Raw genomic sequence first — 26,054 nt, 5'->3', positions numbered from 1 at the left:
GATGACAGAGACGAAGACCTCAGGGAACCGTCCTTCCGAAACACGCACCGGCATCATTGGGCGCCCAATCGATCGCATCGACGGTCCGCTCAAAGTGACAGGCGGTGCCACCTACGCCTACGAGAATGCGCTGGAGGGTGCAGCCTATGGCTATATTCTCGGCGCCGCTGTCGCCAAGGGGCGCATCGCCGAGATCGACACGGCCGAAGCCGAACGGGCGCCGGCAGTGCTGCTCGTCATGACGCACCGCAATGCGCCGGCTCAACCGGATTTCGGCCCGGCGGTCACGCCGACAGTGCCGGGGGTCTTCACCCGCGCCCGGCCCGCGCTCAACAGCGAGCGGGTGCGCTATTACGACGAGCCCGTCGCGCTGGTCGTTGCAGAGACCTTCGAGGCGGCACGCGCTGCTGCCGGCCTCATCAAAGTGCGCTACGACGAGGAGCCGGGCCTCTACGATCTGCCGGCGCATGTGGCCGACGCCTACGCACCAAAGCGGACTAATGCCGGCTTCGAGACCGACAGCGTGATCGGCGACTTCGAGAGCGCCTTTGCGGCGGCTCCGGTCAGGATCGATGCCACTTACCGGACGCCCTTCGAACATCACAATCCGATGGAGCCCCATGCGACGCTCGCCGCCTGGTCAGGCAACGAGCTGACGATCCATACATCGGCGCAAACCCTAGCGAATTTCCGGGCGGGGGTCGCCAGCACGCTCCGCATCCCGCCCGAGCGCGTGCGCATCGTGAGCCCGTTCATCGGCGGAGGCTTCGGCTCCAAGCTGATTGCCCACGCCGATACGATCCTGGCCGCACTTGCAGCGCAGGTCCTGCAGCGTCCCGTGAAGATCGCGCTGACGCGACAACAGATGTTCGCCAATGCCGGTCACCGCGCAGAAATGATCCAACAGGTACGTCTCAGCGCGGCCGCCGACGGGCGGCTCACCGGGATCGCGCACGACGTCTGGTCGGCAACGTCCAGCTTCGAGGAGTACTGCGAGCAAACGGCCGTTTTTGCCCGCTCGCTCTATGCGGCGCCGAACCGTGTCACCCGCCATCGACTGGTTCCGCTTGATGTCAACCGTGGCGAATGGATGCGCTCGCCGGGCGAAGCGCCCGGCATGCTGGCCTTCGAATGCGCCATGGATGAGCTCGCCGAGCGGCTCGGCCTGGACCCGATCGAACTCAGGATCCGCAACGAACCGGTACAGGATCCTGAGCGCGGCGTGCCGTTCTCCACCCGCAACCTCGTCGCCTGCATGGAGGAAGGCGCCCGCCGTTTCGGTTGGCAGCGGAGAAACCCGACGCCGGGCAGCACCCGAGAGGGCCGCAAGCTCATCGGCTACGGCATGGCGGCGGCGATCCGTCCGAACTACATCGGCGCGGCGACGGCGCGGGTTGCGATCGACCGGGACGGTCGGGTGACGGCGCGGCTCGACATGACGGATATCGGGACCGGCTCATATACGATCCTGACCCAGATCGCAGCGGACAGCCTCGGACTGCCGATCTCGTCCATCAAAGTGGAGCTTGGCGACAGCCGCTTCCCGCGGACCGCCGGCTCAGGCGGGTCCTGGGGCGCCGCGAGCGCGGGTTCGGCGCTGCACAATGCCTGTAATGCCCTCAAGGAACGAATCCTGGAGGCGGCGCAGTCGAGCGAGGCCTCACCGTTGCGTGGTACGAACGCCACCGAGGCAAGCTTTGCTAACAGCGAGGTCAGGGTCGGCCAGAAGTCGGCAGGCCTGGCTGACCTCATCCGGCGGATCGCTCCCGACGGGTTCGAGGCCGAAGGCTCCGTAGCCGCCGGCGCCGCCACCCAGTCATACAAGGCTTACTCGCAGCATTCCTATGGAGCACATTTCGCCGAGGTCGCAGTCGATTGCGATACCGGTGAGATCCGCATGCGCCGGATGCTGGCTGTGATGGGCGCCGGTCGTATACTCAACGCCAAGACCGCGCGCTCGCAAATCATCGGCGGCATGACCTGGGGGATCGGTGCGGCGCTCATGGAGCAGACGGTGCTCGACCGGCGCTACGGCCACTTCGTCAATCACGACCTTGCCGAGTATCACGTCCCGATCAACGGCGACGTTCCCGACATGGAGGTCGTCTTCCTCGAGGAGCATGACGACAAGGCCAATCCACTTGGCGCGAAGGGCCTCGGCGAGCTCGGCGTCTGCGGTGCGGGGGCTGCAGTCGCCAACGCCATTTACAACGCGACCGGCGTGCGGGTGCGTGAATTTCCCATCACCTTGGACAAGCTGCTGCCTGCCTTGCCCCTGATCGCGATTTAACGCTGCAAGTTATCAGCTCCTCCCTTGCCCTCAAGGGCGATCAGGTCGGAACGTCGTCAAGGTTCTCAGCGCGGCGGTAAAAGTCCCTGCTTTCGCACAACTACCATGACGGCGCGGACCATCACTTCTTCGAGCACTTCAAGGTCAAGGGCAAAGAGGCAGCCAATGCCTGCATGCAGATCCTGGCCGCGCGGGAACGTATCGCCGCTGAAATGTCCGTCGCCGGGTAGAAATCCCGGTAACACGCTGTACTATCTGCGAAAATACGAAACTCGGGAGGATGCAGGTGCAGACCAAGAAGATCGTCAACGACGGCAACCGCACTGTCGATGAGATGCTGGAAGGCATCCTGGCTGCGCATCCCCGCCATCTCAAAAGCGCGGCGGGCAGCCCACGCTCGATTATCGCCCGCGATGGACCTCGCCAGGGCAAGGTCGGCCTCGTCATCGGCGGCGGCTCCGGCCACGAGCCGACATTCCTCGGCTTCGTCGGCAAGGGGCTGGCCGACGCGGCCGCGATCGGCAATGTCTTCGCCTCGCCGCCGCCCGACCCGATCCTCGAATGCGCCAAGGCGGCCAGCGGCGGCGCCGGCGTGCTGTTCATGTACGGCAATTATGCCGGCGACGTGATGAATTTCGACATGGCCGCCGAGATGGCGGCGATGGATGACATCGAGGTGCGCACCGTGCTGACCACTGACGATGTGGCATCGGCGCCGCGAGACCAGAGACGCAGAAGGCGTGGTGTCGCCGGCAATTTCTTCATCTTCAAAGCCGCTGGTGCAGCCTGCGACCGGATGCTGTCATTCGATGAATGCGAGCGCATCGCCAGGAAGGCCAACGATCACACCTTTACCATGGGCGTGGCACTGTCGCCCTGTTCGCTGCCGCAGACCCGCCGGCCGAATTTCGAGATCGGACCGGACGAGATGGAGATCGGCATGGGCATTCATGGCGAGCCGGGCACCGCGCGCGGGAAACTGAAAACTGCCGACGAGATCACCGACGAGATGCTGGACAAGATCCTCGACGAAATGGCGCCGGCACGCGGCGACAAGGTCGCCGTGCTCGTCAATTCGCTCGGCTCGACGCCACTGATGGAGCTCTACATCATGAACCGGTGCGTGAAGCATCGGTTGGATGACATCGGAGTGTCGGTTCACGCGACCTGGGTCGGCAATTATTGCACCTCGCTCGAAATGGCCGGCGCCTCGGTGACGCTGATGCATCTCGACGCCGAATTGCAGACGATGCTCGACCATCCTTGCGACTGCGCCATGTTCCGCGCCGGCTGAAAGTAGCATCCATGACATCGATCGATACGGCCGGCTTGAAAAGAATGTTCGATGCGATCGCGGTGGCGATCGATGCCGACAAGGATAGGCTCTGTCAGCTCGACGGCGTCATCGGCGACGCCGATCATGGCATCGCCATGGCGCTCGGCTTCGGCGCGGTGCGCGATGCGCTGGCGCCGCTGGACCTTTCGGCGATCGAGCCGACGGCTCTCCTCAACACCGCGGCGAAATCGTTCCTGAATGCCGTCGGTGCCTCGTCAGGCCCGCTCTATGCGACGGCCTTCATGCGTGGTGCGGCCGCCGTCAAGGGCAAGGCGACATTGGCGGGTGCCGATTTCATCGCCCTGTTCCAGACGATGGCGCAAGGCATCCAGGATCGCGGCAAGGCCGAGATCGGCGAGAAGACGATGGTCGACGCCTGGGTGCCGGCTTCGCAAGCCGCCGCCGCTGCCCATGCCGCCGGCAAGACCCTGTCCGAAAGCCTAGCAGCCGCCCTTCAAGCAGCCGAACGGGGTGCGGAGGCGACCAAGGACATGATCGCCGCGAAGGGTCGCTCGTCGCGGCTTGGCGAGCGGTCGCTCGGACATATGGATCCTGGCGCCGCATCGGCAGTCACGGTCATCAGCGCTATACGGAAAAGCCTGGCTTAGCCCAGCTTCGCCGCATCGAGCCTGTCGATCGCCTGGACATTGCCGGCCGACGGTCCCTTTTCGTCGAACTCCGATGCGAGCCAGGCGTCGACGATCGACTTGGCCAGTTCCGGCCCGATGACGCGGGCGCCCATGGTGATGATCTGAGCGTTGTTGGATTTCACAGCGCGCTCGGCGGAGTAGGTGTCGTGGGTGAGTGCGGCGCGGATGCCGGGCACCTTGTTGGCTGAGATCGAAACGCCGATGCCGGTGCCGCAAAACAGGATGCCGCGATCGTTCTCGCCGTCGACGATGGTCTGGGCGAGCTTCTGCGACAGGTCGGCATAGTAGCCTGCCTGGCTGAGGTCGCTGACGGCGAGGCCGGGTTTGGTGGCGAGATGCGCGGCGATGACGTCGAGCAACGGCTTGCCGGCGCTGTCGGCTCCAATGGCTATTTTCATGGTCGTATCCTTTCCTTGTTCGATTGATTTAGAGCCTGTTCCATCCCGATGGAATCGGGATGGGGCTCTATCTTTTGTTTGAGCATGATCCCGAAAACCGGATTCCACTTTTCGGGATCATGCTCTAGATCGCCGCCGAGGCACGTCCGAGGATGTCGATATAACCTTCCGCCTGCCAGGCGGAGCGGCCGATGAACAGCCCGTTGATATGAGGCTGGCCGATCAGCTCGGCGGCATTTTGCGGATTGACGCTGCCGCCATAAAGCACCGGCGGTATGGACGGCAGAAGATCGCCGGCGATCTTCTTGATCAGCGCCTGCTGCCTATCGGCATAGCCCGCACTTGCCGGAATGCCCTTGTCGCCGATCGCCCAGACCGGCTCGTAAGCAAACAGGATCGTCGCCGCCATTGCTTGGCCTTCGAGGTGTTGCAGCGCGCCATGCACTTGCAAGGCCAGCACCGCATCGGTCTGGCCGCTGTTGCGTTGCGCCAATGTCTCGCCGACGCAGATGAGCGGCACCAGCCCGTGCCGCACCGCCGCCGCGGTCTTCAGGCCGACAGCACTGTCGGTCTCGCCGAAATGCTCGCGCCGTTCGCTATGGCCGAGCTCGACGAGGTCGAGCCCGCAATCCGTCAGCATCACCGGCGAGATCTCCCCGGTCCAGGCTCCGGCGTCGGCCCAATGCATATTCTGCGCACCGACCTTGACCCGTGTCGTCGCCAATGCATTCTTGACCTCGCGGACCGCCGTGAAGGGCGGAATGACGAAGGGCTGGATACGGTCGTCGAAACCGGGGACGAACCCCGCCAGCGCCTTGGCGAATTCAGTCGCCTCTGCAAGCGTCTTGTTCATTTTCCAGCTTGTGCCGACCCAGTAAACCATGCGTCCTCCTTCTAGAGCCTGTTCCATCCCGCGTAGCGGGATGGGGCTCTATCTTCTTCTTTGACCATGATCATTTCCGAAAACCGGTTCCCACTTTTCGGGATCATGGTCTAGTCCTTCTCGACTAGTGTTAGCGAAACACCGGCGCCATCCAACGCCTCGCGCATCTGCGGTCCCAGTTCACAACCGGTGAAGACGGCGTCGAACGCCTTGAGATCGGTCAGGAAATGCAGGGCCGTGCGGCCGAACTTGCCGTGATCGACCAGCAGATATTTACGCGCGGCCGCGGCCATCATCAGCCGCTTCGTATGGACCACTTCCTGGTCCTGGTGGAAGGCGGAAGCGGCGTGGATGGCAGACGACGACAGGAAGGCCACATCGGCGCGCAACGATCTCAGCGTGTCCTCGGCAAGCAGGCCGAAGAAGCCGTGAAACTTCTTGCTGTACTGGCCGCCGAGCGCGATCAGGGTGATCCCGCCAACGCCTGCCAGATCCTGGATGACGGCCAGATTGTTGGAGATCACCGTCAGTGGGCGGAGATCCGCAAGGTGGCGCGCAATGCCGCCGGCCGTCGAGCCGTCGTCGATGATCACCGTCTGGCCCGGTTCGATCATCGCCACGGCGGCAGCCGCCAGGCGCTGCTTCTCCTCACCGGCCTGCTTCTGACGGTAGCGGAAATCGCTTTCGAACAGGCCGCTCGGCTGGATCGAGGCGCCGCCGCGCACCTTGCGCAGGAAGCCGCTTTCCTCAAGCTCGTCGAGGTCGCGATGGACGGTCATCTTCGACACGCCAAAGCGCGAGGCAAGCTCATCGACACTGGCCGTGCCAGTGTCCATCAGAAAATCCATGATGCCTTGCCGCCGGCCGTCGCTCTTCATAGTCCAGCCTGTTTCCTGATCCGGTCCGCTGCGAATCCGCCGTGGCGGAAAGGCGAGCCCAAAAACCATTATAACAGAGTAAATCGCGCATGCGCCAAATTTTTTGTGATGATGTTACATTTATTTGGGATATTACTCGCTTCTGATTGCTGTCCTGTAACAAGAATTGCTCCCCGGCGGCATGGCCAAAGGTTGCGGTTCTCCGGAAATCCGGCCAGAAGCATCAGTGGGCTGAACGACGAACGAACGGCTCGCAACCATAGGCTTGAAATCAAATACGGGAGACTATTGGGTGGCTCGCATCACATTGAGACAATTGCTCGACCATGCCGCCGAACACGGCTATGGCGTGCCTGCGTTCAACATGAACAATATGGAACAGGGCCTCGCCATCATGGAGGCCGCCGAGGAGACCAAATCGCCTGTTATCCTGCAGGCGAGCCGCGGCGCCCGCGCCTATGCCAACGACGTCGTGCTGGCCAAGCTGATCGACGCGCTGGTCGAGATCCATCCAGATATTCCAGTCTGCATGCATCTCGACCACGGCAACAACGAGGCCACCTGCGTGACCGCGATCCAGTATGGCTTCACCTCGGTGATGATGGACGGCTCGCTGAAAGAGGACGGCAAGACGCCGGCCGATTACGATTATAATTCGGGCATCACGGGCCGCGTCGTCGACATGGCGCATTGGGGCGGTGTTTCTGTCGAAGGCGAGATCGGCGTGCTCGGTTCGCTGGAGATGGGCGGCGGCGAACAGGAAGACGGCCACGGTGTCGAAGGCGCTGTCAGCCACGACCAGTTGCTGACCGATCCGGAACAGGCGGTGCAGTTCGTCAAGGACACACATGTCGACGCGCTGGCCGTCGCCATGGGCACCAGCCACGGCGCCTATAAATTCTCGCGCAAGCCGGACGGCGCTGTTCTGGCCATGAACGTGATCGAGGAAATCCATCGCCGCCTGCCCAACATGCACCTCGTCATGCACGGATCGTCCTCGGTGCCGGAAGAGCTGCAGGAGATCATCAACAAATATGGCGGCCAGATGAAGCCGACATGGGGCGTGCCGGTCGAGGAGATCCAGCGCGGCATCAAGCACGGCGTGCGCAAGATCAACATCGACACCGACAACCGCATGGCGCTGACCGGCGCGATCCGCAAGGTGCTGACCGAGAACCCGAGCGAATTCGACCCGCGCAAGTATCTGACGCCGGCTATGGCCGCCATGAGGAAGCTGTGCAAGGAGCGCTTCGAGCAGTTCGGCACCGCCGGCAACGCTCCCAAGATCAAGCCGCTGCCGGTCTCGGAAATGGCCAAGCGCTACAAGTCGGGCAGTCTCGATCCGAAATTCGGCTGAGTTCTGACCAAGCACTCCTGCCCTCGCATGCGAGGCTCCCCCTCATCCGGCCGCTTCGCGGCCACCTTCTCCCCGCTGGGGAGAAGAGGTCGGCACCAGTGCCGGCGAACTCCTCTCCCCTCGGGGAGAGGTCGGATTGCCCCGAATTGCATTTGCAATTCGGTTGGCAATCCGGGTGAGGGGGATTCGTTCAAAGCTATTTCCCCCGCCGATTCTACTCTGTTCGTGGCAAAATCGCCGCCCTGCCGGTCTCGATAAACGGCGCCCAGTAGTCGACCGACTCGCGGATCATGGCGACGACCTGGTGGTCGACCGGCTCGCGTTCGCGAAACGACAGTTCGAGGCAGATCTCGTTGTCGACGCCGCCGCCGCGGCGAACCGTCCCCAGGAATTTTTCCGGCGTGATGCGGCCGTCCTGGTTGTAGGCGGCGATGAACGGCCAATGACCGCCCTTGTTCATCGACGACTGCTTGACGTGGATGATCGGCGATACGTTGGGGAAGGCTTCGGCCCAGGCATAGGGGTCGATGTCGGCCGGGTTGCTCGACGTCACGTCGCCATGGTCAATGTCGACCATCATCTTCATCGGGATGGCCATGCCGGCTGCCTCGATCTCGTTGTGCAGTACCCGGCAGCTGTCGATTGTATGGCCGAATTCGCGCCCAACCGACATCGGCTCCCAGAACAGATAGGTTAGACCGGCCGCTTTGGCGTGCTCGGCGACCTCGCGCCAGCATTCCAGCGCGATGTCGAACAGCCGCGCGCGGCGCTCGGGATCGTCGAAATCCCTGTGCGTGAAGATAGCGAACTGGGTCCCCATACCGGTCGCGCCGAGCTCGGCCGAAATGTCGGCAAAGGTCTTGAACCAATCGACATAGTAGCGGCGCACATCGGCGTCCGGATGGCCGAAATGGTTGAGCCGCCCATAAGGGCCGGTCATCCCCGACGTCACGCGCACGCCGGTGCGGTCGAGCGCGTTGCGGAACAGGCGGATGAATTTCGAGATCGTCGCCGCCGGCCAGCCGGGATTGACGAATTCATGCGTGAGCTGCACGTCCCGGATGCCGATGTCGTAAGCGATCGCATCGATCAGATCGTCCGGTTCGGCGAAACGGTTGACCAGCGGATTGGTGTTGAGAGAAAGCGTAAAGGCCATCAGCTTGCTTTCACCAGCCGGCTCGCGCACCAGTCCTCGAAGGCGGCTCTTTCTGCGGCGGACAGATGCAGCCCATGCTTGGTGCGCCGTTCGAGAATGTCGGCAGCGGTCAGCGCCCATTCATATTCGAACAAATAATTGGCTTCGCGTTCGAAAAAATCATTGCCGAAGCACCGCCCCAGATCGGCGACTGACCTGGCCGCACCGACCAGAACGCGCGTCCTGGTGCCGTAGAGCCGGCCATAATGCTTGACCAGCGATGCCGGCATCCAGGGATATTCGCGGCCGAGATCGCCGAGAAACTGCTCGAAGTCGGCATTAGCGATATCGCCACCCGGCAGATAGCCTTTCGATGTCCATGGCGTGCCCATTTTCGGAAAGAACGGGGCGATCCTATCCAGCGCGTGCTCGGCCAATTTGCGGAAGGTGGTGATCTTGCCGCCGAAGACGGAGAGCAACGGCGCCTGCCCTGCCGATGCGTCGAGCTCGAAAATATAATCGCGCGTTACCGCGCTGGGGTTGTCGGCGTTGTCGTCATAGAGCGGCCGGACGCCGGAAAACGAGTAGATGACATCGTCGCGGGCAAGTTCGCGCTTGAAGTAGCGGTTGACGATTTTGATCAGGTAGTCGATCTCGCTGCCATCAGCCTTCACATCTTCCGGCCGCCCGTCATAGGGGATGTCGGTGGTACCGATCAGCGCAAGATCGTTCTGGTAAGGGTTGATGAAGATCACGCGCTTGTCGTTGTTCTGGACGAGATAGGCCTGCCGCCCCTCCCAGAATTTCGGCACGACGATGTGGCTGCCCTTGACCAGGCGCACATTTCGTTTGGAGTTCTGGCCGGCCACGCGGTTGATGATGTCGTTGACCCAGGGACCGGCGGCGTTGATCAGCGCCCGTGCCCGAACCGTTGTCGTCACGCCGGTTCGGCTGTCGCGCATCTCGACCGACCACAGGCCGTTTTCACGGCGGGCGGCGATGCAGGCGGTCCGGGCAAGGATCTTGGCTCCGCGCTCAGCGGCATCGAGCGCATTGATGATGACGAGACGGGCATCGTCGACCCAGCAATCGGAATATTCGAAACCGCGCTTGAACTCATCCTTGATCGGCGCGCCTTCGGGCGCGGTGCGCAGGTTGAGCGTGCGGGTGGCCGGCAGCCGCTTGCGGCCGCCGAGATGATCGTAGAGGAACAGGCCGAGCCGGACCAGCCATGCCGGCCGGTCGTCAGGGCTGTGCGGCAGCACGAAGCGCATCGGCCAGATAATGTGTGGAGCGGATTCAAGCAGCACTTCGCGCTCGATCAGCGCCTCGCGCACCAGCCGGAATTCGTAATATTCAAGATAGCGCAGGCCGCCATGGACGAGCTTTCCCGATCGCGAACTGGTGCCTTCGGCCAGATCGTCCTTCTCGCACAGAATGACGGACAAGCCGCGGCCGGCTGCGTCGCGCGCGATGCCGGCGCCGTTGACACCGCCGCCGATAACGAAGAGGTCGACGATTTCAGTGGCGCCGCTCATCTCGCCGGGTCCTCGGTGCCTGGATTGTGTTTCATGGCTGCCGCGACCTTCAGCATGGATTGACCGGTGGGAGCCCGGCGATGAAGCGGCGCACCTCTTCGGCCGCCTGCTCGGCCGCATAGGTCACCGTGCGCACTGATGCGCCGGCGATATGCGGCGTCAGCGTGACGTTCGGAAGCTGCAGCAGTGGCCAGTCCGCAGGCACCGGCTCGACCGCGAACGTCTCCAGCATCGCGCTGCCGATATGGCCTGAGACGAGCGCATCGTAAAGCGCGTCGTAGTCGACCAGCGGCCCGCGCGCCGTGTTGACGAAGATCACCCCAGGCTTCATTCGGGCGATGGTGTCCTTGTTGATCAGTCTGCGGGTCTCCTCAGTCACCCGGGGATGAAGCGTGACCACATCGGAGCGGGACAGGAGATCGTCGAGCGCGACCAGTTCGACGCCGGCATTGCGGTCTTCGGCGCTCAGTTGCACGTAGGGATCGGTGACCAGAATGCGGCAGCCGAACGCGCGCAGCAGGCGGACAACCTTGGTGCCGATATTGCCGTAGCCGATGACGCCGACGGTCATTTCGTTGAGCTCGCGGCCGGTGCGGTCGGCCCGGTAGAGATCGCCGCGCCATTCCCCTTTGCGCAAGGCTTCGTGCCCGACCCGGATCAGCCGCGTCTCGGCAAGGATGGCACCGATGGTGAACTCGGCCACCGCACTTGCATTGCGGCCGGGCACATTGACGACGGTGATGCCGTGGGCCTTGGCGGCAGCCATGTCGATGTTGATCGGGCCGCCGCGCGAGACCGCAACCAGTTTGAGTGTGGGCAGGCGCTGCATCATGATCTCGGAGAGCGGCGCAAGCTGGGTGACGAATATCTCGGCGTCGCCGATGAAATCGACCACCTCGTCCGGATCGCCAAAATACTCCTTGACCTTGTCGAGGCCGAGCGCCGCATCGCCAAATTCCATCGGCTCGTCGGGCCAGGCCGCCTCAAGGGTGCGAATGTCGAGATTGTCGCCGCAGGCCTTCTCGATTTTCTCGCGAAACACTTCGGGAAGCATGAAGCGGTCGCCAATGATTGCAATCTTCTTACGCATGCTCGACTTCTCAGTTTGCCCTGGATGCGGCCATCGACCGCCAGACCGGCCGCAGCGCCTCATGCGCCAATGTGTAGGACGGAGCCACCCGCTCATAGATCGCGGCAAGTTTTCGGTCGCGCGGTTCCGCCGCGCCAAGCAGCGGCGTGACCCATTCGCCTACGCATTCGTCCATCGACCTGTATTGACCGACGCAAACCGCAGCGATCATCGCGGCGCCCGCCGCACCGGCTTCCTCGCGTTGGCTGGTGCGAATGTCGGCGCCGACGACAGCGCCCAGGATCTTGCGCAGAGCCGGGCTTCTGGCCGCACCGCCGGTCAGCCGGATCTCGCTCGGCAGCGGCCCCATGGCGGCGTAGCAATCGCGCGACGCGAATGCCAACCCCTCGAAAACGGCGCGGACCATGTCGGCATAACCGTGCCGCGACGAAATGCCGACGAAACCGGCCCTGGCATTGGCATCGACGAACGGCCCCCGCTCGCCGGCCTCCGACACGTAGGGCTGATAGAGCAGCGAGGCCGGCTCGGATACGGATATCCACTGATCGACCAGCGCGATCATCTCGCCATTGGTGCGCGTAATGCCTTGCGAGGCGAGAATGCCGGAGGCGAGGCTAAGGACCCAATCGATGTTGAGTGTCGCCGCCATGTTCGACTGCATCTGCGCAAAGACGCCGGGCGTCGGCATCGTCATCGTGTAGCCGGTCGCCGCCTCGTTTAGCAGCACCTCGTCCGGTGTCTCCGCAAGCCGCATATGCATGCCGGTGGAGCCGATGATGGAGCAGCCGGGCTTGCGCTCGCGGTCGAGCAGGCCGGCGCCGAGCGCGGTGCAGGCCACGTCGACATAGGCCAGCACCACCGGCGTACCGGAAAGCAGCCCGGTCCCCTCGGCAGCCGTCGCCGAGAGGCCGGCGCTATGCCTGGTGCCGTCGACGATCGGCGGCAGCAGATGCCTGAGATCAGCGACGCCGAGCACCTCAAGCACATCGTCGCAATAGCCACGAGTGCGGAAGTCGCCAAAGGTGAAGGTCCCCTCCGACGGATCGGTGGCGCGTTCCCCGGTCAGGTTGAAATAGAGCCAATCCTTGCAATGGAATGCCGTCGCCGCCTTGCCAAGCATGTCAGGCGCGTTGCGCTTCATGAAGGCAAGCTGCGGCCCCTGCTGACAGGCGGCCAGCCCGCTGCCGGTCTTTTCGAAACGGAGCCGGTCATCGGGCCGCGCGCGGATCTCCTCGACGATCGCGGCAGCGCGCGCGTCGAGCCACAGCCAGCCCTTCGCGACCGGCTCACCCTCCTTGTCGATCAGCCAGGTGCCATCGCCCTGCCCGGTCACGGCGATGGCAATGGTGCGGCTGGCAAGGTCCGGCACCTTGTCGGCAAGCCGGCGCAAGGTGGTCACGGTATCGGCCCAGGTGCGCGCCAGATCCTGCTCGGCGCCGCCGCCCGGCAAGGTCTCATACCGGTTCGGCAACGCCGTGGCCGCGAGCTGCCTGCCCGCCGTGTCGAAGGCGACGGACTTGATGACAGACGTGCCGGCGTCGATGCCGATCAGCACATCCCGCATCAGGCAAGCTCCATGCCGTGCGAAATGGCCATGCCGCTGGACTGATCGAAGACGTGCAGGTTTTTCGGATCGATGCTGATATTGATCGGCGCGCCAAGCTCCAGCCGGGTCCGATCATGTTCGACCAGAACGAGCGAACCGCCGGCGAAATCCGCCGCGATATGCGTCTGGTCGCCGAGCCACTGGTTGGCTGAAACCGTTGCCGGCACGCCGTCCTTCGAGCGGCGAACCGCGTAAGGCCTTATGCCGATGACGACCCGCTGCCGTTTGAGCAATTCGTCGCGAACCGAGCCGCTGAACGCGTCCTTGTCATAGTCGAGCGAAAGTCCGTCGGGCAGCCGCAGATTGATCTTGTCGGCAGCCGTGCCGACATAGGCCTCGAAGACATTCATCGGCGGCTCGCCGACGAAGGTGCCGGTGAACAGGTTGGCCGGCCGCTGCTTGAGCATGTCGGGCGTGTCGAATTGCTGCAGCACGCCGCCTTCCATGACCGCGATCCGGTCGGCAAGCGCATTGGCCTCGGTCTGGTCGTGGGTGACCAGGATCGCGGTCAAGCCGCGCTCCTTGATGAAGTGCTTGATGCGGCCGCGCAGCACGGCGCGAAGTTGCGGTTCGAGCTGGCCCATCGGTTCGTCCAGCAGATGAAGATCTGCCTCGCGGATCAGCGCCCGGCCGAGGCTGGCGCGCTGCTGCTGGCCGCCGGAGATGGAGCTTGGATAGCGCTCCAGAATGTCCTCGATCTCGAGCAGCTTGGCGATGCTGGCAACCTTCGCATCGACGTCGCTTTTCCGCAGTTTGGCCGCCTTCAGCGCAAACGCCATGTTCTCGCGCACGGTCAGCGGCGGATAGAGCGAATAGCCCTCGAACGCCATCGCCACATTGCGCTTGACCGGAGGCAGCGTGTGCACCTTGCGGCCGGCAACCGAGATGGTGCCGCGCGAGACCTCCTCGAAACCGGCGATCATGCGCAATGTCGAGGTCTTGCCGCAGCCGGACGAGCCGAGCAATGCGACGATCTCGCCCCTGCCGATTTCCATCGTCAGGTTCTGGACGGCGTGCACGCCCCTGTCGATCGGACCGTAGAACTTATCGACGCCGGAAATGGTGAGTGCGCTCGGGATCATGCCGCTTCTCCGCTGCGCAAATTGACGACGTTCCTGGCGCCGATTCTGTTGCCGCTCGCATGATCGAACAGCAGGGCGCTTTTGCCGTCGACGGCGATATGAGCCCTGCCCTCGGTCTGACCCGGTGTTCCGGCCGGCCGGGAGACCAGGATTTCACGGCCGCGCACGGTGCGCACCAGCGTGACGATCTTTTCATTGAGCGGCGTCTCCGCCTCGACCGTCACCGGAATGGCAGCGGGCGTTCCTTCGTCGACGAAGCTCAGGGCTTCGGGCCGTAAGCCGATCACGCAGTCGCGGCCGACCGTCGCATCATAGGCACCCGTCAGATGAACCTGGACATTCGACAGGCCGACATAGATGCCCTTGGCATCGCGCGACGGCTTGACGTCGAGCAGGTTGATGGTCGGGTCGCCAAACAGCCGCGCGATCTCGATGTTCGCCGGCTCACGATAGATCTGCTCGGGTGTGCCGAGCTGCTTGATGACGCCTTGCGACATCACCGCGATGCGATCGCCGAGCGCCATGGCCTCTTTGTAGTCCTGGGTGACGTAGACGACGGTTGCGCCACGGTCGGCCAGCAGCCTCGGCAATTCGAGCCGCATTTCGAAGCGCAGTTTGGCATCGACGTTGCGCAAGGGGTCGTCGAGCAGGAGAACCGGCGGCGAGCCGACCAGAGCGCGGGCGAGCGCGGTACGCTGCTTCTGGCCGTTGGACAGCGCCCGTGGCCTGTGGCTGAGCACATGGCCGATCTTGAGCAGCTTGGCGACGCTCTCGACGCCCGCCTTCATCACACTTTGCGACGAACGCTTGGCCTGAAGCGGCGTGGCGATGTTGTCGAACGCGGTCATATGGGGAAACAGTGCGAAATTCTGGAACGCCATGCCGACGCCACGGAACTCGGCGTCAAGATCGGTCATGTCCTCGCCGCCGATGAATATCTTTCCCTCGTCCGGGTCGATAACACCGGCGACCAGCCGCAGCAGCACCGTCTTGCCGGCGCCGGACGGTCCGAACAGGACCAGGGTTTCGCCGTCGGCGACGGTCAGCGAAAGATTGTCGAGGACAGTCTGGCTCTTGTAGCGCTTGACGACGTTTCGCAGTTCGAGGCTGGCCATGAGAACTATCCCTTTACCGCGCCAAGCGACAGGCCTTCGACGAGATAGCGCTGCGCATAGAGGGCAAGCGCCAGCGTCGGCGTGATCGAAAGCACGATCGCCGCCGAGATCTGGCCATACTGGATGCCGGAGGAGGTGATGAAGGCCAGCGCACCGACTGTCACCGGCTGCTTGTCGGCCGAGGCGAGCACGAGCGCGAAGACGAAATTGTTCCAGGCGAAGATGAATGCGAGCAGGCCGGCAGCCGCAATGCCCGGGCCGGCGAGCGGCAGCGCGATCTTGCGGAAGGTGGCGAACCAGGAATGGCCGGCGATGCGATAGGCATATTCGATGTCGGCCGGGATGTCCTCGAAATAGCCGCGCACGATCCATAGGATCAGCGGCAGGCAGATCAGCTGATAGACCCAGATCAGTCCGATATAGGTGTTGGCCAGTCCAAGCTTCTGGAAATAGAGGGTGAGCGGCAGGAGCACCAGCAGCGCGGGCGCGAACCGGAACGACAGCAGCGTAAAGGCAATGTCTTCCGAGCCGCGAAACTTATGCCGTGCAAAGGCGTAGGCCGCCGGAACGCCGAGCAGCAGCGCGACGGCGACCGAGGTGACCGACAGGAACACCGAATTCCAGAGGTTGCGCATGAAGGCGATGTCGAGCGTGCCGGCCGCCGTGGTCAGCTTTCCGGTGATCAGCGCGGTGTAGTTGGCCAGCGTCGGCTTGAAGACAAGCTGTGGCGGAATCCGCAAGATGGTTTCGTTGGTCTGGAACGACATCATTAGGATCCAGACGATCGGGAACATGAAGAAGATCACGACCAGTGTCAGCGCTATGCCGCGCAGGATGCGTTCGAGAAGCGAGGTGTGTTCCATCTCAGCCTCCTATGCCTGGCCGCGGGCGCGTTCGCGCAGCCGCAGCCAATTCTTGATGAAGATATTCGAGAGGAAATAGGTGATTGCCCACAGGATGATCATCAGCGCTGCCGAGCGGCCGACATTGGTCGACTGGAAGAAGTTGAGATAGGCCTCGACCTGGAAGACGGTCAGCGTGTCGCCCGGACCGCCCTGGGTCATGGCATAGATGATGTCGAACTGCTGGATGGAATCAAGCAGACGGAACAGCGTCGCCGTCAGGATGTAGGGCATCAGCATCGGCAAGGTAATGCGGAAGAACACGAAACTCCTCGGCACGCCGTCAAGTGCTGCCGCCTCGAAGGGCTGCGTCGGCAGGCTGCGCAGGCCGGCAAGCAGCAGGATCATGATGAAGGGCGTGTAGACCCAGATGTCGACAAGGACCACGGTGAAAAGCGCGGTCGACGGCGACGAGGCCCAGCGGAAATCGTGCAGTCCGATCAGGCTGGCGAGATAGCTCAGCACGCCGAAGCCGGGATTGGTCATCAGCTTCCACATCAGCGCGGCAAGCGCCGGCGCCGTCATCAGCGGCATCAGCAGCATGATCGAGATGAAGTTGTTCAACGTCGAGCGCTTCTGCAAGAGCATGGCGATGCCGAGACCGAGAAGCAGTTCGAGCAGGACGGTGATACCGGCATAGAGCAGCGATATCTCCAGCGTGTTCCAGAACTTCGGGTCGGTGAAAAAAGAGATGTAATTGTCGCCCCAGTTGAACTGACGCGCCCAGGGCTGGCTCAGCCGGTAGCGCTGGAACGAATAGACGACCGATGTGAAGAACGGGATCAGGATACCAATGCAGACGAGCAAGGCCGGCAGGCTGAGCACATAGGGCAGCACCCTCTTGCTGATCCTGAAGCCGGAAGGCTTGTTTCTTTGCATTGTTGCCGCAGTCATCGTGCTGTTCCATCATCTCTGTTGCTTCGCCCTGCCGGCCGCCCAGGGAGCTAGGCGGCCGGTTGGGCGAGTGGCGGCACCGCCAGTGTTTGAGCATCGGTTTTTCCCAAAACCGGTTTCCACTTTTGGGTCCGATGCTCCAGGCGCCGCTTCGCAGTGGAATGGCCGGCTGGCCCGCAAAAGCGGGCCAGCCGTTCGCCAGGACTTAGCCGAGCCCGGCTTCCTTGAGCTGGCCATCGATGCTGGTGGCCAACATGTCGATGCCTTCGTCGACGGGCACTTCCTTGGCCACCATCTTCTGCAGCGTCGCCGCCCATTCGGTGGTGAGATCGAAGAACAGCGGCTGCGGTGTGAACTTGATGCTCGCGCCGGGCGCCGAGACGTCGAACATCTCGACATAACCCGGGTAGCTCTTGTTCAGCTTCTCGCGAAACATCTCGTCGTTCCAGACCGACTGACGGACCGGATTGACGAAGTCCATCTTGGTCGCGCCGAACAGTGCATGCTCGGGCCCGGATGCCCATTGCATGAAGTACCAGGTGGCGTCCTTATCCTTCGAGAAATTGGACATCGACAGCGACCAGATCCAGATGTTGGGCGTCGGCGCCTTGGCGGCGGGATTGGCCTTGAAGGCGGAGAAGGCGAGCTTGCCTGCCATCTTGTTGTCGCCGCCATTCATGAAGTAGCCGAGGATGTCGGCGTCGAAAATCATCGCCGAGGCGCCGGCGCCAAGATCGGTGCCGACCTGATACCAGGTATAGGTCGACCAGTCCTTGGGGCCGCTCTCCTGGATCATCTGAACCCACTGCTTGTGGAAGGCCTTGGATTCGGCGGTGTTCATCGCGGCCGACAATTTGCCGTCGGCCGAGACATTCAGGTCCTTCTGGTCAAAGTTGGCATAAGCCGAGAGGAAGCCGGGATGGATCGTCGCCCAGGAGCGCGAGCCGCGCACGCCGATGCCGTAGACGCCACCACCGACATCCTTGGTAAGCTTGGCCGCCGTAGCGACCATCTCGTCCATACTGCCGGGAACGCCGACGCCGACCTTGTCAAACATACCCTTGTTGTAGGTGATGTTGTTCTGTTCGAAGCCCCACGGAATGCACCACTGCTTGGCGTCATCGGAGCCGAGCACTCCGCCGGGCTGGCCGTTCCAGGCGCAGGACTTCCTGACACCGGGCAAGAAGTCGTCCCAGGCATAGTTCACGTTGGTCTTGGTCGGATCTTTGATCCACTCGTTGAGGTCGGTGATCCAGCCGGCCGGGCCGTAGGTCCAGGTCATGTAGGCGCCGGTCATGAAGGCATCGTATTCAGGCGAGCTGGCCGACAGCGCAGCGGTGACCTTGTCGAAATAGACGTCTTCCGGGAAGACGTCGTAGACAACCTCCATGCCGGTCAACTTCTTGAAGTTTTCAAGGTTGGCGATCATCGCATCGGCGTAAGGATGCTTGTTGAGCAAGAGCTTGATGGTCTTGCCCTTGTGCGCCTGCCAGTCGAAATCCGCCGCCAGTGCGCGGGTCTGCCCCAGATTGAGCAGCGTGCCGGCGGTGCCGGCGGCAAGGCCCATTGCGCCGAGGCCTTTGATCAGCCCACGACGATCGACTTGTCCGCGCAGGAACGCGTCGATCAGGTCTTTCTCTTTCTCATGCATTTGTCTTCTCCTCCACAGGGTAGTTTCAATCGAATGGTTGCCGGCTACCCGACCGGCGTCTGCTCCACGAGTGATCGCGCCGTCCGCTCATCGGTGACCAGGCCTTTGAGATAGCGGCCCTCCAACACCGACTTGATGGCACGAACCTTCACCTTGCCGCCGGCAACGGCGACAATCCTGCGATTGCTGATGTCTTCGCGCGCCAGCGCCAGCGCCCGGTTGGAAAGGGTCGTCTCGACCGCTTTTCCAGCATCGTCGAAGAAATGGCCGAGCAGTTCGCCGACGCCGCCCTTGCGGCGGATCTCCTCCATTTCACCCTTTTCGATCATGCCGGTGGCGACCAGCGACGCCTCGCGCTCGGCGGTGCCGATACCGGCAATGAGCAGGCCGGCGGCCTTGCCGAGATCGAAGACCTCGCTGATGCCTTTCTGCCCGAGCAGCACGGTTCGATCCTCGACCGTGTTGGCGAACATCGGCACCGGCATCACATAGGCTTCCGCGCCGGTCCGTTCGGCCAGACGGTGAATGACGTCGTGCGGATTGGCCGAGAACTTGCGCGTCAGGCCGCCAAGCAGCGAAACGAAACGGGTCTTTTCGGCCGATATGCGCGGCAGATATTCGACGCAGGCGGCAAGCGTGCGGCCATGACCGACGCCGATCAGCGTGTCCTCGCCGCGTTCGATTTCACGCTTGAGGAACTGCGCGCCGGCAATGCCAAGCGCCTTGAGCGGCAAGTCTTCGCCATCGAAGTCGGGGACGACCTCGCAATAATCGAGGCCGTAGCGGCTGGACAAATCATCTTCAAGCGCGACGCATTCCGAGACTTCGCCATCGATATAGACTTTGACCAGCCCTTCCTGATTGGCCTTGGTGATGAGGCGATGCGCCTTGAGGCTGGTCAGGCCAAGTCGCTTGGCAACCTCCGACTGGGTCAGGCCGCCAGCATAATGAAGCCAGGCGGCACGTGTCGCCATACTGGTTTCATCGTCGCGCAGGAGGCCGTTTCCAAAACCAACCATTTCCGCCCTGAGATATTTTTATCAGACGATGCAAAATTTTTCACAAACCGCCGCCGGAGTCAAGCGCCGCGTTCCGTGCCGACTGATACGCGGCAACAACGATAGCGAGCGCGGCTTTACCATCCGTTGCCCAACTGGGAGCGTCACCGCCGCCCAGCAGCGGTCCACGAAGGTCGTTGCCATCGCGTCATAGAAACCTCCGGTAACAAACCGCGGAACGATAATCGGCGATCTCAACCTTCGTGAAGCCTGTATCAGACAGCTGACTCAGCGACTCAGGGTCGGCGGCGACCTCAGCCCCGAAGGAGCTAGCGACGGTGGCTCCAAAATACTTGCGAGAGTTCGGCGAACGTTGATACTCAGGCGATGTGCCGCGGGTTGCATTCATACCAGGAGTTGACGCCATGCCGATCGATGACCCGCAAGGTACTGAAGAACCACTGCCGCCAGCGGATCCGCCAGATGCTGCAGGTGCGGACCCCGATCCCGCAGGTGAGATACAGGGCGGCTTGGACATTGACGATAAATTAGATTTCGAAGTGCATTTGCTCGCCATGGGCGCGCTTCGCGGCATCGCGGCCGATATAGCTAAACGCGTGAAATCGCTGGTTGGAAGCGGCTCAAATGCCGCCATTTTGGTGGCCGACAGTTCCGTTGTGTCGGCTATCGCAGACTGGCGGATCATGTCTCGGCGGATGAGCAGTTTGCAAGAAGCGCTGGACTCGTTGCTTTTTGATTTGGAGCCGGTCGAGGAGACGGAGAGCATTGAGTTCGCTGGCGGTATCGGTGGACTGACCAACGCAATTGGTGCGGTTTCCAACCTATTGTCGTACTTTGCGGCCGATACCACCTGGAAAGGTCGAGTGGTCGACGTTGTCGGAGCACTTCGACCTGCCTTGCTCGGGCAATTGATCGCTCATGACCTTGAGCCTATCGCCGTCGACGGTGCGATGTCGGCCACGCTCGATATGGACGATAAAAACCTGGTTGGGACACTACAGCGCCTCCTGGTTGCCAAGGCTAAGGTTTCTGCGTTGGCGGCGCTCGATGAAGATCCGGCTGTGGTCCCGCCCGCCGAACCCGTGGTCGCTGACGGTGAAAATCTCAACGAAAAAGGCGAGGTCGTCGAAGCCGCGCCGGAGGCAGGCGATGCGACGTCGTCACAAAAGTTTTTGAGAGCACGGGCAGCGACGCTTTCGGTTGCCGTTAACGAGCTCCTTGCCGATATCAAAGGCGAAACGCTGAGTACGAGATTATTGCTCGCGGCCAGCGAGGCCTGTGCAATCGCCGAAGCCTCCAAGGAAGCATATCTGCTGGAGGCGAACGTCATTCGTGCAGGAGGCCACTACAGGCTCCGAAAGCATCTGCTAACCTATGTTTTCGGCTGCAACGACCTGACGTATAGCGCCGGGGCTGCTGTCGGTTTCTCTCTGACCGACCTCAAGCGTGGTCGCGTCGTGCTTGCCGACACCCTGTTTCATGCGTCGAGCGAAACGCGTTTCGGCGGCGCGACCAAAATGGTCACTCCGAGCAATCTCACTAGCAAAAACGGCGACGTAGGACTGAAAGATTTGCCTCTCAGAACGTTCGTGCTGGGCGATAATCGTGCCGAACCGGTCTCGACACCAGGCTCGATCGATTCCGATCATCGCCGGCCCACTCCAAATGGGGGAGATGACGAGGCCGCGGAGACCATCGAGCGCCTCGGCCAGAGGATGGGCGACGATGTCACGGAAGCAGTTTCAAGCTGGCGAGTTGCAGAAAGCCTACGAACGCTCATTAGCCAAATCAACGCCAGGGCACCGAATCGGAGCCGGGCGAGCGACGGCTCGATTGGCGACGGGGCACATCAGACGCGAAACTCGGATCACAATCCGTGGGTGCACGACGGTGCAATGGGAGTAGTCACCGCGATAGACGTGACCAACGATCCAAGGAACGGTTGCAGCGCGGAAATGCTCGCTGAGAGCTTTCGGTCGGCGAAGGATCCGCGCATAAAGTACATTATATGGAATCGCAGAATTGCAAGTTCCGAGGCGATCGGCGGAGGAAAATCATGGGCGTGGCGGCCGTATTCGGGCTCGAACCCGCACAACAAACATATTCATATCTCGGTTAAGCCGGAGAAGGTTTTTTACGATTCTACAGCCGCTTGGCGCATCTAAAGACTACGCTGCGCATTGACGGGGCTAAACATCTAGAGAACTAGCCGAATGCCCTCCCGGGAACAGAATTCGCCGAAGGACTTCCCGCAATAGCCCACAGCTCCGCCTGTTAGAGCAAGCAGGTGTGCCCAGTTCGTGCGCGGCCCATTCCAGCGTCCGCCGTAATGAAGCCCAGCCGCAGTCGCCGGCGTCGATGGGTGCTTGCCTATAACTAGCAGCGGCGCGCCCGAATTGCCCTTCAACGTCGTAGCGTCATGTGATGCCGTCCACGCCGCCAGCCCATCGCCGCTCGCCGGCAGGCCCGGAGCGAAACGCTTAGCCCCGCCGTCTCCTTCCAATAGCTTGACCAGCACATCAGCGTACTCGGTCCTCAATTGCGTGGGCACCGCTCCGCTGGGATCAGTGGGATAGCCGATCGTGGCAATCGCACCAGCGAAGGCAAAGTCGTCCGGCGATACTCCGCCCAGGTCTAGGTAACGACGTGCTTCATTTCCCACCAGCTTAGACGCTGAGAGATATAGAACGGCAAGATCGAACTTGCTGTGGTCAATCGGACCAATGATCGGTTGCAAGCCTGCGAAGATCACTCCCTTGATTTCTCGTCTGTCGCGGGAGCCGTTGTCCTTTGCCTCTCGGCCGAAATCAACAAATGCGTTCGGCCGAGTTCGGATTTTGCCATTTTCGAATCGAGCGAGGATGTCCGCCACGTGGCGGTTGGTAATGGCGAGCGTTGGGGTGGCAAGGAAAGCAGTGCCGACGAGATCTTCGTCGATTTCCACACGCCCGACGCAGTCAATTACTGCCGAAATGCGCTCCCCATGCGGTTTGAGTCGGGCGGCCCAATTCTCCGTGTTGTATGAGGAAGCAAAATCAATGGTCCCGTCGCGGACCAAAAAGGACGGTCGTGAACCATCGAATGCGACGATCGTCTCAAGCGCATCGCCTTGGTCATCCGATTCAAAATCCGTCGCCGACTTGTCCTCTAAAACGGCGATTGCCTCTTCGCCGGTGATCGCAACGCCGTCGACAGCCTTCATCATCGCGGCATCGCCGCCGAAGCGATCCCTCACGATGCGGCGCATCGCCTCGCGCGCGGCGACGACGCGATCCATTGGATCGGGGCTGACGGCGCCTTGGAACTCGTCATCGAGAGCAGCTTCCGTCACGCCCATGCTTTCTAAGGCCGACTCCACCTGGCTTCGTCCTGGAGCGAAAAAGTTCCGCCGCAACTGGGCGACTGCCTTGCCGCTTACCCCGGCTTTTGTCTCTGTCGTATTCGATGACTCGCGCATGTGACAATCTTTTCGTTCGGGATGGGAGCCGGAAGGTTTCGCGGTTCTAAGCCCTAGCGCCGAGCTCGAACAGGCGAGCTTCTCGTTCGCGCCGCATCTGCAGACCGGGAACGGTCGGCCATATTCGTTTCATAGACCGGAATTCGTTAGGGATTCTGGAGAATGCCTTGTTCGCCATGTGCGCCCGGATGTTGCGCATCTCCCCGTACCGATCTCCGTCCTTTTGAAACGAGGCGCCCCGATTGTAGGTTAGCGAAACAAGAGCTCCGAGCGCATTATGATCAAGCATATTTGTGTTTGGCAGACTATCTTCGACTAGGCCCACCCAGCGCGGCATGACCTTGCCGCGATGAACCGAGATTGCCGCTTTCCATGGGACGTCGACCTTCCCCTTCAGTCGTGCCGCAGCCGCTTTCGCGAGATTGCCGTTGATCCCGACCACGCCGGCCAACGCCGCAAGCGAGCCTGCAGAGATTGCGTTCTGCCAATCGGCGCTGAGTTGCGTCTTGGTTACGTACCCGACATCGTAGCCGATCCCGATTGTGACCCCCGAGGCGCCCTGCGGCCAGATCGCGCCACGATATTTCGCCTCATAGGTGGCCTGGCTCGACACCTCAAATTCAATAATCAGGTTGAATGCCCGGTCTGAGATCGGCGTATTCGATGCCCGGTGCAGTATGTTTGACTCGGTCTCGTTGTTCGCTATCTCATCCTCAATGTTCTGCAGCCACCATGCCGCTCCTTCCCTTTCGGACCTTGCGGCTTCAAGTTCGCTTTCGCTGATCAGCAACTCTTGATCGAAGCCGTTGCCATCGGATGGGCCGGAAGTACCTATTTTGTTCTCCATATTATGCCTCCTCCATGAAAGTTTGCGCGAGCACCCGCTAAGCGACCGCGACTGATGTGGTTGTCGTGATGAACGGCAGATAGGGTATGGACGCATAGACCAACGGAAGCACGTGCCGCATCGCAACCGAATTATCTTTGCTTACGATAAAGCGTCTAATCGACGATGGGAAGAAGCAGCCTAATAGATTTTATCGTCTCTGCGCTGAGGTGCATCTCGATCTCAGCTAGCAACTAAACGTTTCACACGATGAAGACCACGCGCGACAGAAATTATGAATTAGGGGCGGATATAGGCCGTGCCTTCCGTCGAATCCCTCTACCTTATATGGAATAAACCGCTATAATAGCGGAACACGTGTTGGCTACGGACCTGCTCGCAAGTGAATATCCGCTGGAGCTTGGAAGAGTGAAAAGCGCACGTAGTCTTCCTCTTCTGATCGCGCTCGCCGCGATATCTGGCCACGGCAGCTCGCAGGCAAGTGCCAGCAATGCCGTACCGTCCCTTTCCATTGCGCGACTCGAAGAAATTCGGGCTCGCTATCTCGAGGCCATCGGTCACGAGACGTTGTCAGAGGACAACGCCGCAACTCATCTCGCGCAATTCCCGAATTTCCCGAATTTTCCCAATTTCCCGAACTTTCCCAATTTCCAAAACTTCCAAAACTTCCCCAACTTCCCCAACTTCCCAAACTGGTTCAATGGCTGGAGCAACTTTTGAAAGCCGGCAGCTGACTGGCGCCACGCGACTGTTAATCATGCAGCCGACCGCGTTCTGTAACGTCGATTGCGATTATTGCTACCTACCGCTCCGGCACGATCGCCGAATCATGAACCACGACATAGTCGCTGCTGCGGCGCGCTTCGTTTTTGAGGCAGAGTTGAACGCTCCAGATTTCACCGTCGTATGGCATGCCGGGGAACCGCTTGTCGTTTCACAGTCCTGGTATCGCGAAGCCTTTGCGAGAATCGCGGCGGTGGCCCCTCCAGGTCTGACCGTTCCTCACGCCATTCAGACCAATGGCATGTTGATCGATGACGCCTGGTGCGATTTTTTCCTGGAACACGGCGTACGCGTCGGAGTGAGCATCGACGGTCCGGCCTTCCTACATGATGCACGCCGCCGCACGCGTTCGGGCAGGGGAACCCACGCTGCGGCGCTCCGTGGGCTGCGCAAGCTCATGCAACGCGGGGTATCGAGCCGTGTCATCTGCGTCATTACAAATGCAACCTTGCCGCATGCGCGCCAACTAATCGCTTTTTTCCATGATGAAGGGGTCACCGACCTCGGCTTCAATATCGAGGAGGTCGAGGGTGCGAATGCCTCATCGAGTTTGGCCCGGCCAGGTGTGATCGAGGACTTCCGTGCGTTCTTCGAGGTTGTGCTGGAATCAGGCGAGAGCGCTGACCCACCATTGCGGATTCGTGAGTACCGGAACATGTTGGCCATGCTCAAGCATCCGGCCTTCGGCCACCTGAACGCAAATTCTCAGAACATGCCTTTCGCCATGCTGACCGTCGCGAGGGGAGGAGAGTTATTCACCTTCTCGCCGGAGCTCGCCGGGCTGTCGCATCAAGGCTATAGCGACTATGTTATCGGCCGCCTGCCACAGTCCCGGCTTGAGGACGTGCTCGCAGAGCCGGTGTTTCGTAGCATGCTGCACGACATCTGGCAGGGGATAACGCTTTGCCAAGAAAGCTGCGCCTATTTCAACGTCTGCTTAGGAGGCTCGCCCGTCAACAAAATGTCGGAATGCGGGAGTTTCGTGGCGACGGAAACGCTCGCCTGCAAGCTGGCCCATCAGCTGATAGCGGACGTGTCACTTGAACGGCTTGATCGGCAAATTTCAGAAATCAAACCAGAATCGAAGTTTCAAATCCAATTTGGTCCGACGCTTTCGAAAGACCATGGTCCGTAATAGAGAGC

The 26,054-nt window shown here is 61.5% G+C and carries 22 protein-coding genes; 7 read left to right on the top strand and 15 right to left on the bottom strand.

Annotated elements, in window-relative coordinates; all coding sequences use genetic code 11:
• Position 1 precedes the first annotated feature (1 nt).
• The 3 genes from ACWUKX_RS02585 (at position 2) to dhaL (ending at position 4,234) form a co-directional block, all read left to right on the top strand.
• Positions 2 to 2,290, top strand: a complete 2,289-nt coding sequence (locus ACWUKX_RS02585; protein ID WP_456003535.1) for a xanthine dehydrogenase family protein molybdopterin-binding subunit — start codon at positions 2 to 4, stop codon at positions 2,288 to 2,290.
• A 286-nt stretch (positions 2,291 to 2,576) separates the two neighbouring features.
• A complete protein-coding gene (locus tag ACWUKX_RS02580; RefSeq protein ID WP_456003532.1) occupies positions 2,577 to 3,584 on the top strand; it encodes a dihydroxyacetone kinase subunit DhaK in 1,008 nt (335 codons plus the stop codon).
• Positions 3,585 to 3,595: 11 nt separating this feature from the next.
• Entirely contained in the window at positions 3,596 to 4,234 is a 639-nt protein-coding gene (gene dhaL, locus ACWUKX_RS02575) for a dihydroxyacetone kinase subunit DhaL (RefSeq protein ID WP_456003529.1), read from the top strand.
• On the opposite strand, the gene derI is transcribed toward dhaL, so the two are convergent.
• The 3 genes from derI to ACWUKX_RS02560 all read right to left on the bottom strand — a co-directional run bounded on the left by derI (position 4,231) and on the right by ACWUKX_RS02560 (position 6,435).
• Positions 4,231 to 4,674 carry a D-erythrulose-4-phosphate isomerase gene (derI, locus tag ACWUKX_RS02570; protein ID WP_456003527.1) on the bottom strand — a complete coding sequence of 148 codons (444 nt, stop codon included), beginning with the start codon at positions 4,672 to 4,674 and terminating at the stop codon, positions 4,231 to 4,233. The genes dhaL and derI overlap by 4 nt on opposite strands.
• Before the next feature lie 124 nt (positions 4,675 to 4,798).
• Positions 4,799 to 5,557, bottom strand: a complete 759-nt coding sequence (locus ACWUKX_RS02565) for a triose-phosphate isomerase (protein WP_456003524.1) — start codon at positions 5,555 to 5,557, stop codon at positions 4,799 to 4,801.
• A gap of 110 nt (positions 5,558 to 5,667) precedes the next feature.
• Positions 5,668 to 6,435 (bottom strand): DeoR/GlpR family DNA-binding transcription regulator, encoded by a 768-nt coding sequence (locus tag ACWUKX_RS02560; RefSeq protein ID WP_456003521.1) that lies wholly within the window; start codon positions 6,433 to 6,435, stop codon positions 5,668 to 5,670.
• A 292-nt stretch (positions 6,436 to 6,727) separates the two neighbouring features.
• On the opposite strand from ACWUKX_RS02560, the gene fba reads away from it, so the two are divergent.
• Positions 6,728 to 7,792: a class II fructose-bisphosphate aldolase gene (gene fba / locus ACWUKX_RS02555; protein WP_029355262.1), complete on the top strand. Its 1,065-nt coding sequence runs from the start codon at positions 6,728 to 6,730 to the stop codon at positions 7,790 to 7,792.
• A 214-nt stretch (positions 7,793 to 8,006) separates the two neighbouring features.
• On the opposite strand, the gene ACWUKX_RS02550 is transcribed toward fba, so the two are convergent.
• From ACWUKX_RS02550 to ACWUKX_RS02505, 10 genes are all read right to left on the bottom strand, one after another.
• Entirely contained in the window at positions 8,007 to 8,948 is a 942-nt protein-coding gene (locus ACWUKX_RS02550) for a sugar phosphate isomerase/epimerase family protein (protein ID WP_456003518.1), read from the bottom strand.
• Positions 8,948 to 10,465 (bottom strand): glycerol-3-phosphate dehydrogenase, encoded by a 1,518-nt coding sequence (locus tag ACWUKX_RS02545; protein WP_456003515.1) that lies wholly within the window; start codon positions 10,463 to 10,465, stop codon positions 8,948 to 8,950. Before ACWUKX_RS02545 ends, ACWUKX_RS02550 begins: the two co-directional genes overlap by 1 nt.
• A 49-nt stretch (positions 10,466 to 10,514) precedes the next feature.
• Complete coding sequence (locus ACWUKX_RS02540; protein ID WP_456003512.1) at positions 10,515 to 11,555, bottom strand: 2-hydroxyacid dehydrogenase; 1,041 nt, start codon at positions 11,553 to 11,555, stop codon at positions 10,515 to 10,517.
• A gap of 10 nt (positions 11,556 to 11,565) precedes the next feature.
• On the bottom strand, positions 11,566 to 13,119 hold the full coding sequence (locus ACWUKX_RS02535) for an FGGY family carbohydrate kinase (RefSeq protein ID WP_456003509.1): 1,554 nt from the start codon (positions 13,117 to 13,119) through the stop codon (positions 11,566 to 11,568).
• Positions 13,119 to 14,243 (bottom strand): ABC transporter ATP-binding protein, encoded by a 1,125-nt coding sequence (locus tag ACWUKX_RS02530; protein ID WP_029355254.1) that lies wholly within the window; start codon positions 14,241 to 14,243, stop codon positions 13,119 to 13,121. Before ACWUKX_RS02530 ends, ACWUKX_RS02535 begins: the two co-directional genes overlap by 1 nt.
• On the bottom strand, positions 14,240 to 15,358 hold the full coding sequence (locus ACWUKX_RS02525; RefSeq protein ID WP_456003506.1) for an ABC transporter ATP-binding protein: 1,119 nt from the start codon (positions 15,356 to 15,358) through the stop codon (positions 14,240 to 14,242). The genes ACWUKX_RS02530 and ACWUKX_RS02525 overlap by 4 nt, the downstream gene beginning before the upstream one ends.
• 5 nt (positions 15,359 to 15,363) lie before the next feature.
• Entirely contained in the window at positions 15,364 to 16,221 is an 858-nt protein-coding gene (locus ACWUKX_RS02520; RefSeq protein WP_095518160.1) for a carbohydrate ABC transporter permease, read from the bottom strand.
• A 9-nt stretch (positions 16,222 to 16,230) separates the two neighbouring features.
• Positions 16,231 to 17,154, bottom strand: a complete 924-nt coding sequence (locus ACWUKX_RS02515) for a carbohydrate ABC transporter permease (RefSeq protein WP_029355248.1) — start codon at positions 17,152 to 17,154, stop codon at positions 16,231 to 16,233.
• Positions 17,155 to 17,359: 205 nt separating this feature from the next.
• Positions 17,360 to 18,805, bottom strand: coding sequence for an ABC transporter substrate-binding protein (locus ACWUKX_RS02510; protein ID WP_456003502.1), 1,446 nt, complete (start codon positions 18,803 to 18,805; stop codon positions 17,360 to 17,362).
• A gap of 44 nt (positions 18,806 to 18,849) precedes the next feature.
• Entirely contained in the window at positions 18,850 to 19,824 is a 975-nt protein-coding gene (locus ACWUKX_RS02505) for a sugar-binding transcriptional regulator (protein ID WP_095518157.1), read from the bottom strand.
• Positions 19,825 to 20,228: 404 nt separating this feature from the next.
• Here ACWUKX_RS02505 and ACWUKX_RS02500 point away from each other — a divergent pair, with 404 nt between their 5' ends.
• On the top strand, positions 20,229 to 21,989 hold the full coding sequence (locus tag ACWUKX_RS02500) for a hypothetical protein (RefSeq protein WP_456003499.1): 1,761 nt from the start codon (positions 20,229 to 20,231) through the stop codon (positions 21,987 to 21,989).
• A gap of 32 nt (positions 21,990 to 22,021) precedes the next feature.
• On the opposite strand, the gene ACWUKX_RS02495 is transcribed toward ACWUKX_RS02500, so the two are convergent.
• Positions 22,022 to 23,281: a hypothetical protein gene (locus tag ACWUKX_RS02495; protein WP_456003496.1), complete on the bottom strand. Its 1,260-nt coding sequence runs from the start codon at positions 23,279 to 23,281 to the stop codon at positions 22,022 to 22,024.
• Between the two features lie 46 nt (positions 23,282 to 23,327).
• Positions 23,328 to 24,128, bottom strand: a complete 801-nt coding sequence (locus tag ACWUKX_RS02490; protein ID WP_456003493.1) for a hypothetical protein — start codon at positions 24,126 to 24,128, stop codon at positions 23,328 to 23,330.
• A gap of 360 nt (positions 24,129 to 24,488) precedes the next feature.
• Here ACWUKX_RS02490 and ACWUKX_RS02485 point away from each other — a divergent pair, with 360 nt between their 5' ends.
• Together ACWUKX_RS02485 and grrM are read left to right on the top strand one after the other, a co-directional pair.
• Positions 24,489 to 24,848: a hypothetical protein gene (locus ACWUKX_RS02485; RefSeq protein ID WP_456003490.1), complete on the top strand. Its 360-nt coding sequence runs from the start codon at positions 24,489 to 24,491 to the stop codon at positions 24,846 to 24,848.
• Positions 24,829 to 26,046: a cyclophane-forming radical SAM/SPASM peptide maturase GrrM/OscB gene (grrM, locus tag ACWUKX_RS02480; protein WP_456003487.1), complete on the top strand. Its 1,218-nt coding sequence runs from the start codon at positions 24,829 to 24,831 to the stop codon at positions 26,044 to 26,046. Before ACWUKX_RS02485 ends, grrM begins: the two co-directional genes overlap by 20 nt.
• Positions 26,047 to 26,054 lie beyond the last annotated feature (8 nt).

It is taken from the genome of Mesorhizobium sp. f-mel (assembly GCF_053850215.1).
Note: the sequence above shows the minus strand (reverse complement) of the source record. Positions and strands in the feature narration are given on the sequence as shown.

What these genes read in the sequence shown, in the direction of transcription:
- ACWUKX_RS02585 (WP_456003535.1), top strand. Translation starts at nt 2, where the DNA reads ATGACAGAGACGAAGACCTCAGGGAACCGTCCTTCCGAAACACGCACC.
- dhaL (WP_456003529.1), top strand. Translation starts at nt 3,596, where the DNA reads ATGACATCGATCGATACGGCCGGCTTGAAAAGAATGTTCGATGCGATC.
- derI (WP_456003527.1), bottom strand. Translation starts at nt 4,674, where the DNA reads ATGAAAATAGCCATTGGAGCCGACAGCGCCGGCAAGCCGTTGCTCGAC.
- ACWUKX_RS02565 (WP_456003524.1), bottom strand. Translation starts at nt 5,557, where the DNA reads ATGGTTTACTGGGTCGGCACAAGCTGGAAAATGAACAAGACGCTTGCA.
- ACWUKX_RS02560 (WP_456003521.1), bottom strand. Translation starts at nt 6,435, where the DNA reads ATGAAGAGCGACGGCCGGCGGCAAGGCATCATGGATTTTCTGATGGAC.
- ACWUKX_RS02550 (WP_456003518.1), bottom strand. Translation starts at nt 8,948, where the DNA reads ATGGCCTTTACGCTTTCTCTCAACACCAATCCGCTGGTCAACCGTTTC.
- ACWUKX_RS02545 (WP_456003515.1), bottom strand. Translation starts at nt 10,465, where the DNA reads ATGAGCGGCGCCACTGAAATCGTCGACCTCTTCGTTATCGGCGGCGGT.
- ACWUKX_RS02540 (WP_456003512.1), bottom strand. Translation starts at nt 11,555, where the DNA reads ATGCGTAAGAAGATTGCAATCATTGGCGACCGCTTCATGCTTCCCGAA.
- ACWUKX_RS02535 (WP_456003509.1), bottom strand. Translation starts at nt 13,119, where the DNA reads ATGCGGGATGTGCTGATCGGCATCGACGCCGGCACGTCTGTCATCAAG.
- ACWUKX_RS02530 (WP_029355254.1), bottom strand. Translation starts at nt 14,243, where the DNA reads ATGATCCCGAGCGCACTCACCATTTCCGGCGTCGATAAGTTCTACGGT.
- ACWUKX_RS02525 (WP_456003506.1), bottom strand. Translation starts at nt 15,358, where the DNA reads ATGGCCAGCCTCGAACTGCGAAACGTCGTCAAGCGCTACAAGAGCCAG.
- ACWUKX_RS02520 (WP_095518160.1), bottom strand. Translation starts at nt 16,221, where the DNA reads ATGGAACACACCTCGCTTCTCGAACGCATCCTGCGCGGCATAGCGCTG.
- ACWUKX_RS02515 (WP_029355248.1), bottom strand. Translation starts at nt 17,154, where the DNA reads ATGACTGCGGCAACAATGCAAAGAAACAAGCCTTCCGGCTTCAGGATC.
- ACWUKX_RS02510 (WP_456003502.1), bottom strand. Translation starts at nt 18,805, where the DNA reads ATGCATGAGAAAGAGAAAGACCTGATCGACGCGTTCCTGCGCGGACAA.
- ACWUKX_RS02505 (WP_095518157.1), bottom strand. Translation starts at nt 19,824, where the DNA reads ATGGTTGGTTTTGGAAACGGCCTCCTGCGCGACGATGAAACCAGTATG.
- ACWUKX_RS02500 (WP_456003499.1), top strand. Translation starts at nt 20,229, where the DNA reads ATGCCGATCGATGACCCGCAAGGTACTGAAGAACCACTGCCGCCAGCG.
- ACWUKX_RS02495 (WP_456003496.1), bottom strand. Translation starts at nt 23,281, where the DNA reads ATGCGCGAGTCATCGAATACGACAGAGACAAAAGCCGGGGTAAGCGGC.
- ACWUKX_RS02490 (WP_456003493.1), bottom strand. Translation starts at nt 24,128, where the DNA reads ATGGAGAACAAAATAGGTACTTCCGGCCCATCCGATGGCAACGGCTTC.
- grrM (WP_456003487.1), top strand. Translation starts at nt 24,829, where the DNA reads ATGGCTGGAGCAACTTTTGAAAGCCGGCAGCTGACTGGCGCCACGCGA.